Below are 15820 nucleotides of genomic sequence, written 5' to 3'. Positions count from 1 at the left end.
CCTGGTCGGGGTGTTCGGACACGTTGAATAAAGCGGTACGCAAGCGGGTGATCCCGTGCGCGTACCGTCGCCATTTGAAATGGCCCGCGTCAACCGCGGGGGCCAGTTCAAATGGCTGTGCCGTATTCATTAGCGCACACCACTTTCCGGCATGCATGTCATGCCGTCGGTATGTGCCGATGAATAACCCGAGCGACTCCTCCTGAGGCGCGCGGGTTTAAGTTCTGGGACCCCTGAACCTAAGGAGCAAGACCATGGCAACAGCCAAAAAAGCTGCGAAGAAGGCACCGGCCAAGAAAGCCGCCGCCAAGAAGCCCGCTGCGACGAAAGCCGCAGTAAAGAAAACGACGGCCACCAAAGCCGCCGTGAAGAAGACCACTGCCGTCAAAAAAGCACCGGCCAAGAAAGCCGCTGTGAAGAAGGTTGCAGCGAAGAAGGCTCCGGCCAAGAAAGCAGCAACCAAGAAAACGGCAGTAAAGAAAGTCGCCGCCGCCAAGAAGGCACCGGCCAAGAAAGCCGTTGCCAAGAAAGCAGTTGCTAAAAAAGCTGTAGCCAAGAAAGCCGTCGCCAAGAAGACCACGGCCACCAAGGCACCGGCCAAGAAATCCACGGCCAAAACGGTTGCCAAGAAGGCGCCGGCCGTGAAGAAGACGGCTGCAGCAAAGCCGGCCGCCAAGCCCGCTGCAACCAAGAAGCCCGCCACCAAGAAAGCCCCTGCCAAGAAGACTGCCGCCAAGAAGCCGGCTCAGCCTTCCGCAAGCGGCGCCGCCTCCAGCACGAAGACCGCGCTGAACCCGGCAGCATCGTGGCCTTTCCCCACGGGCGGCCGTCCCTAAGACGACCGTTCCTGATCCGCGCCGCTGAACGCGCGCGCGGATACCGGGCCATCTCGCTTGACGCGAGGTGGCTTTTTCATTTCCACGCCGAGATCAGCCGGCCCTTTCGCCTGTTTATCATTCGTATGAGTGGGCGCCGATCTTCACGTATGCGTGCGACAATAGCGCCACCTCAACGCGACAGATGACACCATGATCGGCGACATTCTCCGGTTCTTGCTCGATATTGCCTTCACGCTTTTTGGCGCTGCGCTCATTATCCGCGCCTGGATGCATGCCGTGCGTATTCCCCCGCTCAATCCGTTGGCGCATGCCGTCTTTCGCGGCACGGATTGGCTCGTCGGGCCTCTTCGCCGCGTGATCCCCAGCCGCGGACGAATCGAATGGGCGTGCCTCGTCGGCGCCTGGCTGGCAGCCCTGGTGTACCTCTTCCTTATGTGGCTGGCCGCGATCGGCACGCTGCCCCCCGTCTCGGCATTGCCGATGGCCTTGGGCGCAGCATTGCTTACGGTCGTGAAATGGATCCTGAATCTGGTTGTGTGGCTCACGCTGATTCAGGCCGTGCTGTCATGGGTCAATCCCGGAGCGCCGCTTATGCCGCTCCTGCAAACCCTCACCACCCCGCTGCTCGACCCGATCCGCCGCATTCTGCCCCGCACCACGATCGATTTCTCACCGCTCGTGTTGCTGATCCTGGCGCAAGTGCTGCTGATGATCATCACGCGCGCAAGCTTCCGGCTGTTCGGGCTGTAATTTCGCCGTTTGATGTATGGCATGTGGCGTCAAGCCGCAAGCATGAGTTCGCCAGCCGAGCCACCGCTCAACAAACAAAAACCCGCCTCGGCGGGTTTTGTTTTGGATGGTCGATCACCGGTACGGCTTATCGGTACGGCTTATCGGTACCGTTTATCGATACCGCTTATACGCACCACTTATCCGTACCGTTTATGCGTGCCGTTTATGCGTACCGTTTATCCGTGCCGTCTATCCGTGTCGCTGTTGCGCACCGATCATTCGCACCACTTACCTCAGTGCTCAGCGCCGCACTACGCCGGCATGTCCGCATACCATTGCGCCAGCGTTTTGCGATCGATCTTGTGATTGGGCGACATCGGCAGATGCTTGCACACGATCAGCTCGGTGGGCACCATATAACCCGGCAACCGCTCTCCCAGCACGTGCTTCCAGCGACCAAAGGCGTCCGGGCCTTGGATGAGCAACGCCGAATCATCGGCACCGTCCACACCTTCGGAACGCTCCACAAACCCGATTAACCGTACGGCAGTCCCATCGGGACGGCGCAGCACGATGCACGCGCCGGCACGCACGCCGGTCAAATGATCGAGTGCGGCGTCCACTTCGGTGAGCTCGATGCGATAGCCATTGAGCTTGATTTGATCGTCGCGCCGGCCGCGGCAAAACAGCAGTCCATCCTCACGCTGCTCGCCAACGTCTCCCGTGCGAAAGGCGCGCCGGCCTGATGTATCGGTAAATAGCTTGGTGGCATTCAGGTCAGGCCGATTCAAGTAACCCCGCATCACGTGCTCGCCCGCGATGCACAGTTCGTCGCCCTCCACCCATACTGCAGAGTCGGGCTTGGCATAGCCGATCGGCAGTTGCGGATGTGCCGCCAGAAGCGCATCGTCGATCTCGATCCACGTGGTAGCCACCGTGGCTTCCGTGGGGCCGTAGGTATTCAGGATACGGGCCGACGGAAACCGCATGCGCAGCTTCCTGGCCAATGCCACCGGCAGCGGCTCACCGCAAAAGAGAAAGACCTGGAGGCTTGGCAAATGTTCGGGTGAGAAACCGGCATGCAGCAGTTGCTGGTGCGCAAACGACGGGGTCGACACCCATACCGTAATGCCGGCCTCTGCCAACCGCTCGAACCACGCCGCGCCACTCGCGATCCGATCGCGCGCGTTCAGCACGCACACGCCGCCGCCCGCCAAGGTGCCGAACACCTCATACATCGACAGGTCGAAGCTGAACGGCGCCTGGTTCATGAAGACCGGCGCATCGCCCAGGCCGAAGCAGCCACGCATCCATTCGGCCAGCAGCACCACGCTCTCGCGGCCGATCTGCACGCCCTTGGGGTCGCCGGTGCTGCCCGAGGTGAACATCACATAGGCCACATCCTTCTCGGCCAACGGCGTCCCCCCGCCTGGCGCACCCGGCAGGAAGTCGCCGGCCGCTGCATCATAGACCGCGCCTGCACGCGCAATGTCGACCACGCGCAGCATGCGCTCGCGGGGATAGAGCGTATCGATTGGCACGAACGGCAGGCCCGCCAGAAGGCACCCCACCATGGCCACGAAAAATGCGGCCTCCTTGTGCCCATAGATCGCAACCGGCACGTCGGCCACAAGCCCGGCCGCGCGGGCCTGTGCGGCCCATGCCTGCGCTTCGTCGTGCAACTGCTGCCAGGTGAGCGTACGGTCCGCGCCGATCACAGCCGGCGCGTCGGGGCGATGCGCCAGATCGGTGAAGCAAGCTGAAGACAGATCGACATGCATAAGCGCGCTTCAAGAAATCAAATCGGACTGCGGCCGCTGAACACGTAAAGCGCCAGCGCCACGAGCACAAGGGTCAATACGCGCCCGCCGAACTTGACGGCGGGTTGGGCAAACGTGGCCTGCCACGCGGGCCGGGTGCGGGCAGCATTCACGAGCAGGTTATGGCCCACCGAATAGGCGCCGAACATGACGCCACTCGCGATGTAGTGCCACGACAGCCCGTTCCATACGCCCATCGCCAGCAGGGTCGCGAAGATACCGATGTTTTGCGCAGCCAGGCGGTGACGGCCGAAATATGCCGTTTTCGAAAGCGCCTTGTAAATCGGCATGAAGACCACGTCGCGCAACCACTCGGAAAGACTGATGTGCCAGCGGCGCCAGAAATCCTGCGGATTGAGGGTGGCCAGCGGATTCTTGAAGTTACCCGGCAGCGATAACCCGAAGAACATGCCTACCCCGATCGCCATGCTCGTATAACCGGCGAAGTCGAAGAACAGATAAAAGCTGTAGAGCGACGCATTGAGCACCACGCCGGTGAACGAATAATCCTGCGCCGAGACCTGACTGAGTCCGAATCGCCAGATCGCTTCGGCCAGACCGAACTTCTGGATCACGCCGACCAGCACGAGCTCCAGGCCCGTCAGCCAGTTATTCAGCGATATCCCGTCGTAACCGCGCTTGAGATCCGCCTGAAAATGCTTCCACCGATACATCGGCCCCGCCAGCAAAGTCAGCGGAAAGAAGAGATACGCGAAGTAGTCCAGCGGATCGATACGCTCGTTGCGCTGCGAGAACAGCAGCACATCGATGGCGCGGAACGTGGCGAACGACAGGCCCAGCATCGCCGGCAGGGTCGACACGCCCGTCTTCACCACGAGCAACGGCGCCAGCGTGAGCACCACGGCCGCCCAGGTGGGAATGTAGCTGCGGCGCACGAGCCACAATACGCCGCTCGTTACCGCCAGCAAGCCCAACGGCTGATAGGGCCGCTCCCAGAAAATCGCGAACCATGCCGCCACCACGACGAGACCCACCACGCGCCGATAAGACAAGCGCAGGGGCGCGGCGAAAAAACGATAGGCGAGCAACCCCAGGCCGCCCGCAATCGCGCTACCGAAAAAGCCGAAACTGCCGAAGAGTTCCATGGCGATCAGAACTGCTGGTACTGGAATTCGACCTTGATCGGTCCGCCGCTACCTGTGGTGGGCTGCGCCTGCAGAATAAACACCAGAATCAGGCCGACGTATAAACAAAGGTGCCACATGAAACGTTTCATCGCGTGAAGTACTCCGCTATCGCACGGTTGGCGATCGCCCAACCCAGTTCGGCCAGATGCATATCGTCGCGCACCACGCCGGGCTCGAACGGCATGCTGTACATATCGAGGCAGCCCATGCCGTAATGGCTGCACATGCCCTTGAAGGCTGCCACGGCCGGATCGAATCGATCGTGGTCCAGGATCAATTTGGGATTGAAGGGCTGCATCACGAAATACGCCCGCACCTTGTGCCGCTGCAGCAATGCCATCACGCGTGCCAGATCGCCCAACTCGGTGCGCGTCAACGGATTGACGTCCGCGAACTCGTTGTGAGCCGGTGCGGCAAGCGGCTTGAGGAACTGTTCGTAGTAATCGTCCCGCACGTCGTAGGGGTTATGCCCGCCCAGCGCCCGCTCGGCCGCACGGGCTTCCTGCGTCAAGGCGTCCCAGCCCGACGTCGACAGTTTGCCTGCCGACGGCCACGTCACGTAGCGATGAGCCGGCACGCTCAACTTGCTGCGGGGGCGGTCCGCCGGACGCTCGCCGTAGGTGCGCCACCACAGCCCGAGCTTGTCCTTCAGCTGCGAGGCCTGCCCATTGGCGATGAGCCACAGCAGACCGAAATTGGCGTTGTTGCTGATCCAGGACTGCATCTGATCGCGGGTGGCGGGCTTGTCCCACAGACGATCCCAGACCGGACCGCTGATGTGTTCGGCAAACGCACTGCGCGGCAACTGTCCGCCCGACGCAAACCAGGCCGGCGACACCATGATGACCAAACGCGTATTGGGCGTGAGCGAGTCCGAGATCGATTCGAGCACGCTGAAGATGCCGTACGACTGAAACATCGCATGCCCATAGGCCAGCGTGGGCATCTTCAATTCCTGCGGGAAGAACCGGTACGGCACGAAACGCAGATCGTGGCTGGAGAGTTCCGACGAGCCCAGCACCGTCAGCGTGCCGTCCGAGAGCGCATTGGCCAGACGCCCGATATTGACGTTTTGCGTGCCCCAGTCGGGTCCGAGATTGGGCAGGTAATTGTCCGTGGTCGTGCTGGTTGCGGCAGACGGCAATTGCACAGGCAACGGCAGCCGATCCAGGAAATCGTCGCCGGCAATGTAAAGGCCCAAGGCCAGCACGGCGGCCGTGGTGGCCGCCGCGATATGCGACAGCAGCCGGCTGTTATGCGTGAGCAGCGACATAGTCGGCAAGCGTGCGAACCGACTGCAAATGCTCGGCAATCTCCGGGGCGGGAATGCTACAGCCGAACGCACTTTCAACCGCCAGCGTGATATCCACGGCAGACAGGGAATCGACCAGGCCCGACTCGATCAGGGGCGTGTCGGCCGTGACTTTCTTCAAAATGATGGATTCGACGATCTCGGCAAGACGATCGTGCATGGCTTGTTCAGTGATCATGATGATGCTGCGCCCTGGATGCCGTCGTAGCGAATGCACGCTAGCGAAATTTCGAGTTAACAATACACAACAGGAGATTGCAGGGCGATTCTAAGGACCGCCAACTGACAGCGCGCTTAACGAAAATGCAAAAACCCGCAGGTTGTGCATGCACACAACACTGCGGGTTTATCCCCTCCTCCGGGCAATGCCCATCGAGGGTATGAGCCATCGCACCGGCCGAATGGCCGACACGACGACGTCGGTATTACATCGGGGCGACGCGCGTGGGGCCGGCACCACTGATGACTTGCACGCGTTGACCCACGCTCAGCGGGATATCCGCTTCCTGGGCCACAACACGCGTTTCGCCGTTATCCAGGCGAACCGTCACTTCCAGACCGGAGGTGCGGCCCACCCGGTTTTCGACGGCATTGCCGGCGAGTGCGCCAAGCAAAGCGCCACCCACGGTTGCGATGGCGCGACCCGTGCCGCCACCGACGGCGTTACCTGCGACACCGCCCAGTGCGCCACCGGCCAATACGCCAGCGCCCGAGGTCTTGTCTTCTTGAATCACGATGGGACGCACGGCCGTGATGGTGCCGGCACGCACGATTTGCTCGCGCTGGGCCTGCCCATAGCTATAGACCGAGCCCGAAGCGCTATTGTTGGCGCAACCGGCGAGCAAGGCCACGGAAGTGACGATGGCGCCAAGCGCGAGGACACGAACGCGCCGCGCCGTTCCCGTCGAGAAAAATGGTGTCGTGTTCATTACGTCTGTTCTCCTGATCAGCACAGCATCGACAGATGATAACCCGTGCATGAAGCAACAAAATTAGCAGTAGCGCAACAGGCTGCTACGCATATTACGGAAGTGCAATGCCGTACGCGGCCTGCAGTTGCGCGGCGATCTCGGCTCGCGAGGGGGCGTAATTCTGCGTGCCACGCGCACTCACCTTGAGCGCACCCATCACGTTGGCCAGGCGGCAGCAGTCCACCCAAGACATTCCGGAAGTCAGCCCGTACAGCAAGCCGGCCCGATGGGCGTCGCCGCAACCGGTCGGATCCACCACTTCGCCGGCCGCAACGGGCGCGATGGCGGTGTCCTTCCCTTTCTGCCACAGGGTAGCGCCGCGCGCGCCGTGCGTGACCACGAGTGCCTGCACGCCCTTGGAAATCTCGCCCAGCGACTTGCCCACGCGCTCTTCGACCACACCTGCTTCATAGTCATTGACCGTCAGCACATCAGCCAGTTCCACCATACGGGCGATATCCGCGCCGTCGAATAACGGCATGGCCTGACCCAGGTCGAAAATGAACGGCACGCCAGTGGCATGCAGCCGCTCGGCGTGCGCGAACATGCCTGCCTTGGCGTCGGGTGCCACGATGGCCCAATCGGCCTTCACGCCCGAAATATCGTTTTCGGCCGACAAAGCCATGGCGCCAGGGTGGAAGGCGGTGATCTGGTTATCGTCCAGATCGGTCGTGATGTAGCACAGCGCGGTAAGCGTGCCGGGCATCACGCGCACATGTTCGGTATCGATACCCATGCCGCGCAGGCGCTCCAGGTAATCGGTGGCGTCTTCGCCTACGGTGGCCACCGGCAGCGGATTGCCGCCCAGCAGCTTCAAGCCGTAGGCGATGTTGCCGGCGCAACCGCCGTAGTCCTTGCGCATCTGGGGGACCAGAAACGACACGCTGAGCGAATGGATGCGATCCGGAAGAATATGATCTTTGAAGCGCCCTTCAAACACGGCAATCGTGTCGAAAGCCATGGACCCACATACCAGCACGGAACTCGCCATCGTTATCGCCTTCCCTTATCAAGGAAAAAATTTACCTATCTGGTAGCCGTTGACCTGCAGATCGGTCACATCAATCGGCACCGCCACCGACAACTCACCCTCGGCCGCAAACGGCTGAGCGGCAACATTGGCCGGCAAATACATCTCGGGCCGCAGCACCTTGCGCGCCACGATCGTGTCGGAAAAATCGGTAAGTTCCAGCGTCAATGCCGGCAACGGTTGCGGCATGTTGTAACGATTGCGGATCACGGCACGCATGATCAAGCGGTTGCGGCCCGGCTCCGTCGTGAATCCACCTGCAGGGGGCTGCAACGAGGACGACAGGATCGCGATGCGATCGATACGGCGCGCATACCCGACCTCGCAACCCATCCGCGCGCACAATTGCGCCATGACGGGCCGCAACTGCGGGGCCGAGGTCACGATCGCGTTGCGGTAGGTCCAGATGCTGGCCAACGCCAGAGCGATCAGGGCCACCACGCACAACGTGCCCCAGAACCACCGGCCGAACGTACTCTGGCGTTCGACCTCGTCGTCCATGAACTCGGGCGGCGTGGCGCCAGCATGCGGGTCGCCGCTCTGGCGTACACGGGTCTCACCCCGCACGACCGGCGCCGCGTCCTGGTCATCGTCGTCCCACTCATCGTCACGCCCGTCGCGTGCCACGTTGTCGTCGGCCAGATCATCGTCGAGCGTTACGCGCGTCGGACGAATATCGCGCGCATCCGGGGCATACCGTTCGTCATGCTCGCGCGCGTCGGCCGCCGGCGTGTCGTCGTCGTTGAGATAGAACGCCGCATCGCGGGGTCCTGCATTGCGCGCCGGCTGCCCCGTTCGGCCCCACTGATCGGCCGGGCCGACGGCCGCGCGCGGCTGTGTGAACACGGCCGGCTCGCGGCGATTGTCCCAAGGCGACACGGCGGGTGCAGGCGCATACGGCCCGTCGTCTTCATCCTCATCTTCGCGGCGCGACGGCACGTCGTCATCGCTCAGATCGAAACGAGGATTGCGCACGGGCGTGCTCGGGCTGCGATCCGCGCCCCACCCGGCCTCGGCGCGCGGCGTGAAGCGCTCGTCGTCGTCCTGCTCGTCGTCGTGCTGCTCGGCGGCGCCGGCCGGGGTGCGGCCGTCGCTGTCGTTGCGCTCGAGCAGATAGTCTTTCGAGGCGTAGTCGTCACTGCGGTAACCCGCATGATGCGGTTCCCGGCTGTGGTAATCGTCGGCGCGTTCGGTGTCGGCTTGCGTGCGCCCGTAGCCGAAACCGGCCGCGCGCAGCCCGGCGGCCTGATCGTCGCCACCGCTACCGCGGTACGGCGACGGATAGGCCGGGCCGCGGCCGGAGACGCCGGCCTGAGGATCGCGATCCTCATCTTCGGCATCGGCATCGCGAGGCGGACGATCGTCCTGCTCGTCGTCGCGCGAGCGGCGCGACGCATGCGAACGATCGCGCAAGACCGCCGGTTCCGGGGCCGGTGCAGGCGCGGGTATGGAAGCGTCAAACGGCGGTTGCGATGCAGGCGATGCGGCAACGCGCGGGGTACGGAGATACGCGTTCGCCGAAGGCTCGGGGAGCGTGGCACGCGGCATCGCCCATGGCGGATCGGCGTCGTCGACGGGCGCCCGCGGGGTAGCCGCCGGCGGCGCTGGCGTCACCGGCGGCAAGGCGACCGGTGACGAATACGGTGCTGGGGCGATCGGGTGGGCTACGGCAGGTGCCGGGGGCACGCTTTCCGCCTCGCCGATCAGGCGAGCATAGCCATCGAAGACGGCACTGCATACGCCGCAGCGCACGAGCCCCTGTCGAACCCGCAGCTGATCGGCCACCACCTTGAAGGCGGTGCCACATTGCGGGCAACGGGTAGTTAACGACGCCATGATGGGTGCGCGGTCGCCGTCAAACGCGGCGGCCGTGCAGGCACACCCAGCCGTCTTTCTCACGCCAGACGGTCATGGCGAGCCACGGCGCGTACGCTGCCGCGACCTCGTCGGCCTGACGCGCCAGTACGCCGGAGAGCACCAGATCGCCGCCTTCGGCCACGCGGCCGCTGAGCATCGGCGCCAGCACTTTAAGCGGATTGGACAGAATATTGGCCACCACCACACGATACTGCCCGTCTGCCAGACCATCGGGCAACAGCGCCTCGACCGTCACATGATTCACGGCAGCATTATCGCGCGTGGCTTGCACGGCCTGTTCGTCGATGTCCACACCGGTGACCTCACTCGCCCCAAGCTTGCCGGCCGCGATGGCCAGGATGCCGGAGCCGCAGCCGTAATCGAGCACCGTCGCGCCCTCCGGCAAGGTGGCTTCGAGCCATTCCAGACACAAGTGCGTCGTGGGATGGCTGCCGGTACCGAAGGCCAGCCCCGGGTCGAGTTCGATGTGGATGCGGCCGTCGGCGCCCGCGTCGTCCAGTCCGGGCACCGCGGGATCGTCCCGATGCCAACTGGGCACGATCCAGAGACGGCCGGCGATGGGGATCGGCTGAAACTGCGACTGCGTCAGGCGTACCCAATCGGCGTCGGGCACCTCGCGCACGGTCCACGCTTCCCACGCGGCAAATGCGGCGCTGGCAGCCGTGGCTTGCGCCACCATCTGCGCCGGGTCGGTGCCGTCGGGCATCAGCGCCACCACCCGATTGTGGCCCCAGGCCAGCACATCGGGCTCCGTGCCGGGTTCGCCGAACAGCGGACGTTCGTCGGGCGTGTCGCTATCGGCATCTTCAACCGATACCGACAAGGCGCCCGCCTCCAACAACGCGTCGGACATGGCTTCCGCCTCGGCGTCGCGACAATGGAGGACTAATTCACGCATGACGACAGTTCCGCAGTCTGCTGGCAAGGCGCCCCTTACGGGCGTTGCGCCAGCTTGTTCTCAAGATAATGAATGCTCGTACCGCCTTCGATGAAGCGGGCATCCTGCAGCAACTCGCGATGCAGGGGCACGTTCGTCGAAATACCTTCGACCACCATTTCGGACAAGGCGATGCGCATGCGGGCCAGGGCCTGATCGCGCGTGTCGCCGTACGTGATGATCTTGGCGATCATCGAATCGTAGTTGGGCGGCACGAAGTAGCCGTTGAACACGTGCGAATCCACACGCACACCCGGGCCGCCCGGCACGTGCCAGTTGGTGATCCGGCCGGGGCTGGGCACGAAACGGAACGGATCCTCGGCATTGATGCGGCATTCGATGGCGTGACCGCGGAATTCGATATCGCGCTGACGCAGCGTGAACTTCTCGCCGGCCGCAATCCGAATCTGCTGCTGCACCAGATCCACACCCGTGATCAGTTCGGTCACGGGATGCTCGACCTGAATCCGGGTGTTCATTTCAATGAAATAGAACTCGCCGTTTTCGTACAGAAACTCGAACGTGCCCGCACCGCGATAGCCCATCTTGCGGCAAGCCTCGGCACACCGTTCACCGATGCGCTCGATCAAGCGGCGCGCAACGCCGGGAGCCGGCGCTTCTTCGATCACTTTCTGGTGACGCCGTTGCATCGAGCAATCGCGCTCACCCAGCCAGACGGCATTGCGTCCGCCATCGGCCAACACCTGGATCTCGATATGGCGCGGGTTCTCAAGGAACTTCTCCATATAGACTTCAGGATTGTTGAACGCCGAAGCCGCTTCGGCCTTGGTCATCGTGACTGCGTTCAGCAGCGCCGCTTCGGTGTAGACGACGCGCATGCCGCGTCCGCCGCCACCGCCGGCCGCTTTGATGATGACTGGATAACCGACTTCACGAGCGGTTTGCAGAATTTCCTGCGGATCGTCGGGCAACGCGCCCTTCGAGCCGGGCACCACCGGCACGCCGGCTTCGATCATCGCGTGCTTGGCGCTGACCTTGTCGCCCATCAGGCGAATGGTTTCCGGACGCGGGCCGATGAAGACGAATCCGCTTTTTTCGACGCGCTCGGCAAAGTCGGCGTTCTCCGACAGGAAGCCGTAACCCGGGTGAATCGCCTCGGAGTCCGTCACTTCGGCCGCCGAGATCAGCGCGGGCATGTTCAGGTAGCTTTCGCGGGAAGGCGCCGGACCGATGCAGACCGACTCGTCGGCCAGCCGCACATATTTGGCATCGCGATCGGCTTCCGAGTGCACCACAACGGTCTTGATGCCCAGTTCCCGACATGCGCGCTGTATCCGCAGCGCGATTTCGCCGCGGTTGGCAATCAGAATTTTTTCGAACATATCAGCCAATGACAAAGAGAGGTTGACCGTATTCGGTGGGTTCACCGTTCTCGATCAGGATTTCCTTGATGACGCCGGATTTGTCGGCTTCGATCTCGTTGAGCAGCTTCATCGCTTCGATGATGCACAGCGGATCGCCTTCCTTGACCGTTTGACCCACTTCGACGAACGGCGACGCGCCGGGATTAGGCGAGCGGTAGAATGTGCCGACCATCGGCGCCTTCACGACATGACCCGACACCACGGGCGGCGCTTCGGGCGCGGCCGGCGCAGCAGCGGGTGCGGCGCCAGGCGCCGGCGCGTAGCCGTGCTCGGGCTGATGATAGGCCACGGGCTGCAAGGTTTGCGAGAACTTGACGATGCGAACCTTGCCTTCGCCCTCGGTGATTTCGAGTTCGGCGATGCCGGACTCGGCAACCAGATCGATCAACGTCTTAAGTTTTCTGAGATCCATGAAAGCTGCTTCCCGTTAGTGTTGACGGCGACCGTCGCACGCGCGATCGCCGGGAATGAAAAAGGTGAATGAATGATGCGCCAGCGCAGTCACTGCCGCGACGCAAACCGCACGGCCGATTCGTACCCCTCCGCGCCCAGTCCGGCAATGACGCCAACTGCGATATCGGAAATGTAGGAATGGTGTCGAAACGATTCGCGCTTGTGAATATTGGACAAATGTACTTCAACGCACGGAAGCGCTACGCCTGACAGGGCATCGCGAATGGCAACGCTGGTGTGGGTGTAGGCGGCGGCATTGATCACGATGAAGTCGGTACCGTCACCGGCTGCAGCCTGAATGCGATCGACCAGCGCACCCTCGTGATTGCTTTGGTAGGTACTGACCGTCACGCCCAGCTCGGCGCCAAGCTGGTGCAGACGAGCGTCGATCTCAGCCAGGGTCACGCGCCCGTAGATACCGGGTTCGCGCTTGCCCAAAAGATTGAGATTGGGTCCGTGCAGGACAAGGATGCGTTGGGCCATGGAAGGGGGAAAAGCACCGGAAAGCCCGGCAACAACTACCGTGAACGTCGACGATAAGGCGCCTTTGTACGACAAATCACTGCATTTGTCCAGAAAGGTTACGCCGTAATCCGCGACAGGGTTTTGGCAATGTCATCGGCATCGATCTGACCCAGGATATGGCGCTCGACGCGCCCTTGGGGATGCACGATGACGGTGAACGGCAAGCCGCCAGGACCATTGCCCATGGCACGCAGCAGTTCCACCCCATTGTTTTCCAGCACCAATAGCGGGTAGTTTACGGGCACTTTACGCTGAAATGCGCGAATATTGTCAGGTGAGTCGATGCCGATACCGACAAACTGCACATTTGGATAGGCCCGCGCCAGCGCATCGAGCTCCGGCATCTCTTTCACACAGGGCGCGCACCACGTTGCCCAGAAGTTGACCAACAACGGTTTACCTGCCCATTGCGAAAGCGCCGTCATTTTGCCGTCGACGTCGGGCAAGGTCTGACCCATCAACGTGGCGAGACCGCCGTCGGCGGCTGCAGGCTTGGGATCGGCGGCTTGGGGCCCGGCGCTTCGAGGAGAGTCGCCGCGCGTTACCGCGTAACCCGTCGCACCGATGGCGATGGCTGCCAACCCGCCATAGACAAAATTACGTCGCTTCATGGTGCGATGATACCTGTTTGCCCATAGATGCGTCACGATGTAGACAAGGCACGCGAGTCCGGCACGAGCGGGTAATTCGTCTGATTCCGCAAAGGGGGCTGACACGCTCCACTACAATGGGGCTGCAGACTCACTTTCGTTGGTACGGCATGCATCTACACATATTAGGTATCTGCGGGACCTTCATGGGCGGACTCGCGCTGATTGCACGCGCGGCCGGCCATCGCGTCACAGGATGCGATGCGGGCGTCTACCCGCCCATGAGCACGCAGCTCACCGAACAAGGGATCGACCTGATCGAAGGATTCGGGGCGGAGCAGCTCGCGCTCGCCCCCGATCTTTTCGTCATCGGCAACGTGGTCAGCCGCGGCAATCCGTTGATGGAAGCGATCCTCAACAGCGGTGCACGTTATGTGTCCGGCCCGCAATGGCTGGGTGATCATGTACTCCCTGGCCAGCATGTGCTCGCCGTGGCGGGCACGCATGGCAAGACCACGACCAGCGCCATGCTCACGTGGATGCTGCAGCATGCAGGCTTTGCGCCCAACTTTCTGGTCGGCGGCATCGCGCCCGATCTCGTCACCTCCTCGCGTTTCGATTCTGCGAAGCGCCATTTCGTGATCGAGGCCGACGAGTACGACACCGCATTTTTCGACAAGCGCTCGAAGTTCGTGCACTACCGACCGCGCACCGCCATCCTCAATAACCTCGAATACGATCACGCCGATATCTTTCCCGATCTCGCCGCCATCGAAACGCAATTTCATCATCTGGTGCGTACCGTGCCCGGCAACGGCCGATTGGTCGTGCCGCACCATGACGACGCGATTGCGCGCGTCCTTGAGCGCGGATGCTGGTCCGAACGCGTCACTTTCGGTGCGGACGGCGATTGGGCGGCATCGGAGGTCGATCGCGACGGCCACTTCGACGTCTTGCATCGCGGCGTGCGCGCTGGCCGAATCTCGTGGCACCTCACCGGCGAACACAACCGCAGCAATGCCCTGGCTGCGCTCGCTGCCGCCGAGCACGCCGGCTTGGCGCCCGATGCCGGCATCGCCGCGCTCAATGCGTTCGGCGGCGTGAAGCGGCGGATGGAATTGCGCGGCACGATCGACGGGGTGAAGGTGTACGACGATTTCGCCCACCACCCCACCGCCATCGACACCACGCTGGCGGGCCTTCGCAAGCAGATCGGGCACGCGCGTATCGTGGCGGTACTGGAACCGCGCTCCAATACGATGAAGCAAGGCACGATGGCTGCCCGTCTGGCGCCGGCCCTGGCCACTGCCGACGAAGTATTCTGCTTCGGCGCCGCCACCGGCAAGCACGCTCTGGGCTGGGACCCGGCCCAAGTCCTGAGCCCGCTCGGCACGCGCGCGCACGCTTATGACGACATCGACGCCCTGGTTGCGGCCATCGTTGCAGCCACACGATCGGGCGATCACATCGTCGTGATGAGCAACGGCGGCTTCGGCGGCATCCACGGCAAATTGCTGGATGCGCTTGCCACGCGACAAAAAAGCGAGGCAGCATGATTCTTTATCTGCACGGCTTCCGTTCATCGCCGCAATCGTATAAAGCACGTCTGATGGCCAACGCGATGAAGGCAGCCGGCCGCGAAGATCAATGGGCGTGCCCCCAACTCCCAGCCGATCCCGCGGCAGCTGCAGCGCTTGCCCTCGATCTGGCCACCACGCTGCTCGACCGTGCACCGCGCGCGACCCCTGATGCCGGCCCCCGCGCACTGACGGTCGTCGGCTCGTCGCTGGGCGGCTTCTATGCCACGTGGCTGGCCGAGCGGCTCGACTGCAAGGCCATCTTGCTCAACCCAGCGGTGCATGCTGCCCGCGACCTGGCCACGCAGGTGGGGTCGCACACGCAGTTTCACAGCGACGATCCCTTCGAATTCAAGCCCGAGTATGTGGAGGCCTTGCGGACGCTGACCGTTGCCGCCCCCACGTCGCTCGATCGCTATTTTTTAGTGGCGGCCACGGGCGACGAAGTGCTCGACTGGACCGAAATGCGTGATTTCTACGCCGGTGCGCGTCAGCGCATCATTCCCGGCAGCGATCACGGCCTATCCGATTTTCAAACCTGGATGCCTGAAGTGTTCGCCTTCGCCGCGCCCGACGCCGTCGCGACCCCTCAATCCTGATTTACATACGGCATGGTCTTTAAC

The 15820-nt window shown here is 62.7% G+C and carries 17 protein-coding genes; 4 read left to right on the top strand and 13 right to left on the bottom strand.

Translation table 11 applies throughout. The features are described 5' to 3' along the window. Positions 1 to 254 precede the first annotated feature (254 nt). Positions 255 to 836 carry a histone H1-like DNA-binding protein gene (locus EYW45_RS07170; RefSeq protein ID WP_161134714.1) on the top strand — a complete coding sequence of 194 codons (582 nt, stop codon included), beginning with the start codon at positions 255 to 257 and terminating at the stop codon, positions 834 to 836. 192 nt (positions 837 to 1028) lie between these two features. Further along, positions 1029 to 1589, top strand: a complete 561-nt coding sequence (locus EYW45_RS07165) for a YggT family protein (RefSeq protein ID WP_161134713.1) — start codon at positions 1029 to 1031, stop codon at positions 1587 to 1589. A gap of 293 nt (positions 1590 to 1882) precedes the next feature. Here EYW45_RS07165 and EYW45_RS07160 read toward each other — a convergent pair whose 3' ends face one another. The 13 genes from EYW45_RS07160 to EYW45_RS07105 all read right to left on the bottom strand — a co-directional run bounded on the left by EYW45_RS07160 (position 1883) and on the right by EYW45_RS07105 (position 13641). Then, positions 1883 to 3352, bottom strand: a complete 1470-nt coding sequence (locus tag EYW45_RS07160; protein WP_161134712.1) for a D-alanine--poly(phosphoribitol) ligase — start codon at positions 3350 to 3352, stop codon at positions 1883 to 1885. A 17-nt stretch (positions 3353 to 3369) separates the two neighbouring features. Then, the gene (locus tag EYW45_RS07155; RefSeq protein ID WP_161134711.1) at positions 3370 to 4497 is read right to left on the bottom strand and encodes an MBOAT family O-acyltransferase; all 1128 of its coding nucleotides are present in this window, start codon (positions 4495 to 4497) and stop codon (positions 3370 to 3372) included. A gap of 5 nt (positions 4498 to 4502) precedes the next feature. Further along, positions 4503 to 4628, bottom strand: a complete 126-nt coding sequence (locus EYW45_RS24715; RefSeq protein ID WP_268894263.1) for a hypothetical protein — start codon at positions 4626 to 4628, stop codon at positions 4503 to 4505. Beyond that, positions 4625 to 5812 (bottom strand): D-alanyl-lipoteichoic acid biosynthesis protein DltD, encoded by a 1188-nt coding sequence (locus EYW45_RS07150; RefSeq protein WP_161134710.1) that lies wholly within the window; start codon positions 5810 to 5812, stop codon positions 4625 to 4627. The genes EYW45_RS24715 and EYW45_RS07150 overlap by 4 nt, the downstream gene beginning before the upstream one ends. Continuing rightward, positions 5793 to 6029 carry an acyl carrier protein gene (locus EYW45_RS07145; protein ID WP_161134709.1) on the bottom strand — a complete coding sequence of 79 codons (237 nt, stop codon included), beginning with the start codon at positions 6027 to 6029 and terminating at the stop codon, positions 5793 to 5795. The genes EYW45_RS07150 and EYW45_RS07145 overlap by 20 nt, the downstream gene beginning before the upstream one ends. Before the next feature lie 247 nt (positions 6030 to 6276). Continuing rightward, complete coding sequence (locus EYW45_RS07140; RefSeq protein WP_161134708.1) at positions 6277 to 6780, bottom strand: outer membrane lipoprotein; 504 nt, start codon at positions 6778 to 6780, stop codon at positions 6277 to 6279. A 94-nt stretch (positions 6781 to 6874) separates the two neighbouring features. Then, positions 6875 to 7813, bottom strand: a complete 939-nt coding sequence (locus EYW45_RS07135) for a carbohydrate kinase family protein (protein ID WP_161134707.1) — start codon at positions 7811 to 7813, stop codon at positions 6875 to 6877. 18 nt (positions 7814 to 7831) lie between these two features. Beyond that, positions 7832 to 9688, bottom strand: a complete 1857-nt coding sequence (locus EYW45_RS25010; protein WP_161134706.1) for a DUF3426 domain-containing protein — start codon at positions 9686 to 9688, stop codon at positions 7832 to 7834. Positions 9689 to 9707: 19 nt separating this feature from the next. Continuing rightward, positions 9708 to 10628: a 50S ribosomal protein L11 methyltransferase gene (prmA, locus tag EYW45_RS07125; protein ID WP_161134705.1), complete on the bottom strand. Its 921-nt coding sequence runs from the start codon at positions 10626 to 10628 to the stop codon at positions 9708 to 9710. A 35-nt stretch (positions 10629 to 10663) separates the two neighbouring features. Beyond that, positions 10664 to 12010, bottom strand: coding sequence for an acetyl-CoA carboxylase biotin carboxylase subunit (gene accC, locus EYW45_RS07120; RefSeq protein WP_161134704.1), 1347 nt, complete (start codon positions 12008 to 12010; stop codon positions 10664 to 10666). 1 nt (position 12011) lies between these two features. Then, positions 12012 to 12464 (bottom strand): acetyl-CoA carboxylase biotin carboxyl carrier protein, encoded by a 453-nt coding sequence (accB, locus tag EYW45_RS07115; protein ID WP_161134703.1) that lies wholly within the window; start codon positions 12462 to 12464, stop codon positions 12012 to 12014. Between the two features lie 89 nt (positions 12465 to 12553). Continuing rightward, entirely contained in the window at positions 12554 to 12988 is a 435-nt protein-coding gene (gene aroQ, locus EYW45_RS07110; RefSeq protein ID WP_161134702.1) for a type II 3-dehydroquinate dehydratase, read from the bottom strand. Between the two features lie 98 nt (positions 12989 to 13086). Next, positions 13087 to 13641: a TlpA family protein disulfide reductase gene (locus tag EYW45_RS07105; protein ID WP_161134701.1), complete on the bottom strand. Its 555-nt coding sequence runs from the start codon at positions 13639 to 13641 to the stop codon at positions 13087 to 13089. Between the two features lie 149 nt (positions 13642 to 13790). On the opposite strand from EYW45_RS07105, the gene mpl reads away from it, so the two are divergent. Both mpl and EYW45_RS07095 read left to right on the top strand, forming a co-directional pair. Further along, positions 13791 to 15176, top strand: coding sequence for a UDP-N-acetylmuramate:L-alanyl-gamma-D-glutamyl-meso-diaminopimelate ligase (gene mpl / locus EYW45_RS07100; RefSeq protein ID WP_161134700.1), 1386 nt, complete (start codon positions 13791 to 13793; stop codon positions 15174 to 15176). After that, complete coding sequence (locus EYW45_RS07095; protein ID WP_161134699.1) at positions 15173 to 15796, top strand: YqiA/YcfP family alpha/beta fold hydrolase; 624 nt, start codon at positions 15173 to 15175, stop codon at positions 15794 to 15796. The genes mpl and EYW45_RS07095 overlap by 4 nt, the downstream gene beginning before the upstream one ends. The last annotated feature ends 24 nt before the right edge of the window (positions 15797 to 15820 follow it).

The organism is Schauerella aestuarii, from assembly GCF_009866805.1.
Taxonomy (GTDB): domain Bacteria; phylum Pseudomonadota; class Gammaproteobacteria; order Burkholderiales; family Burkholderiaceae_B; genus Schauerella; species Schauerella aestuarii.
Note: the sequence above shows the minus strand (reverse complement) of the source record. Positions and strands in the feature narration are given on the sequence as shown.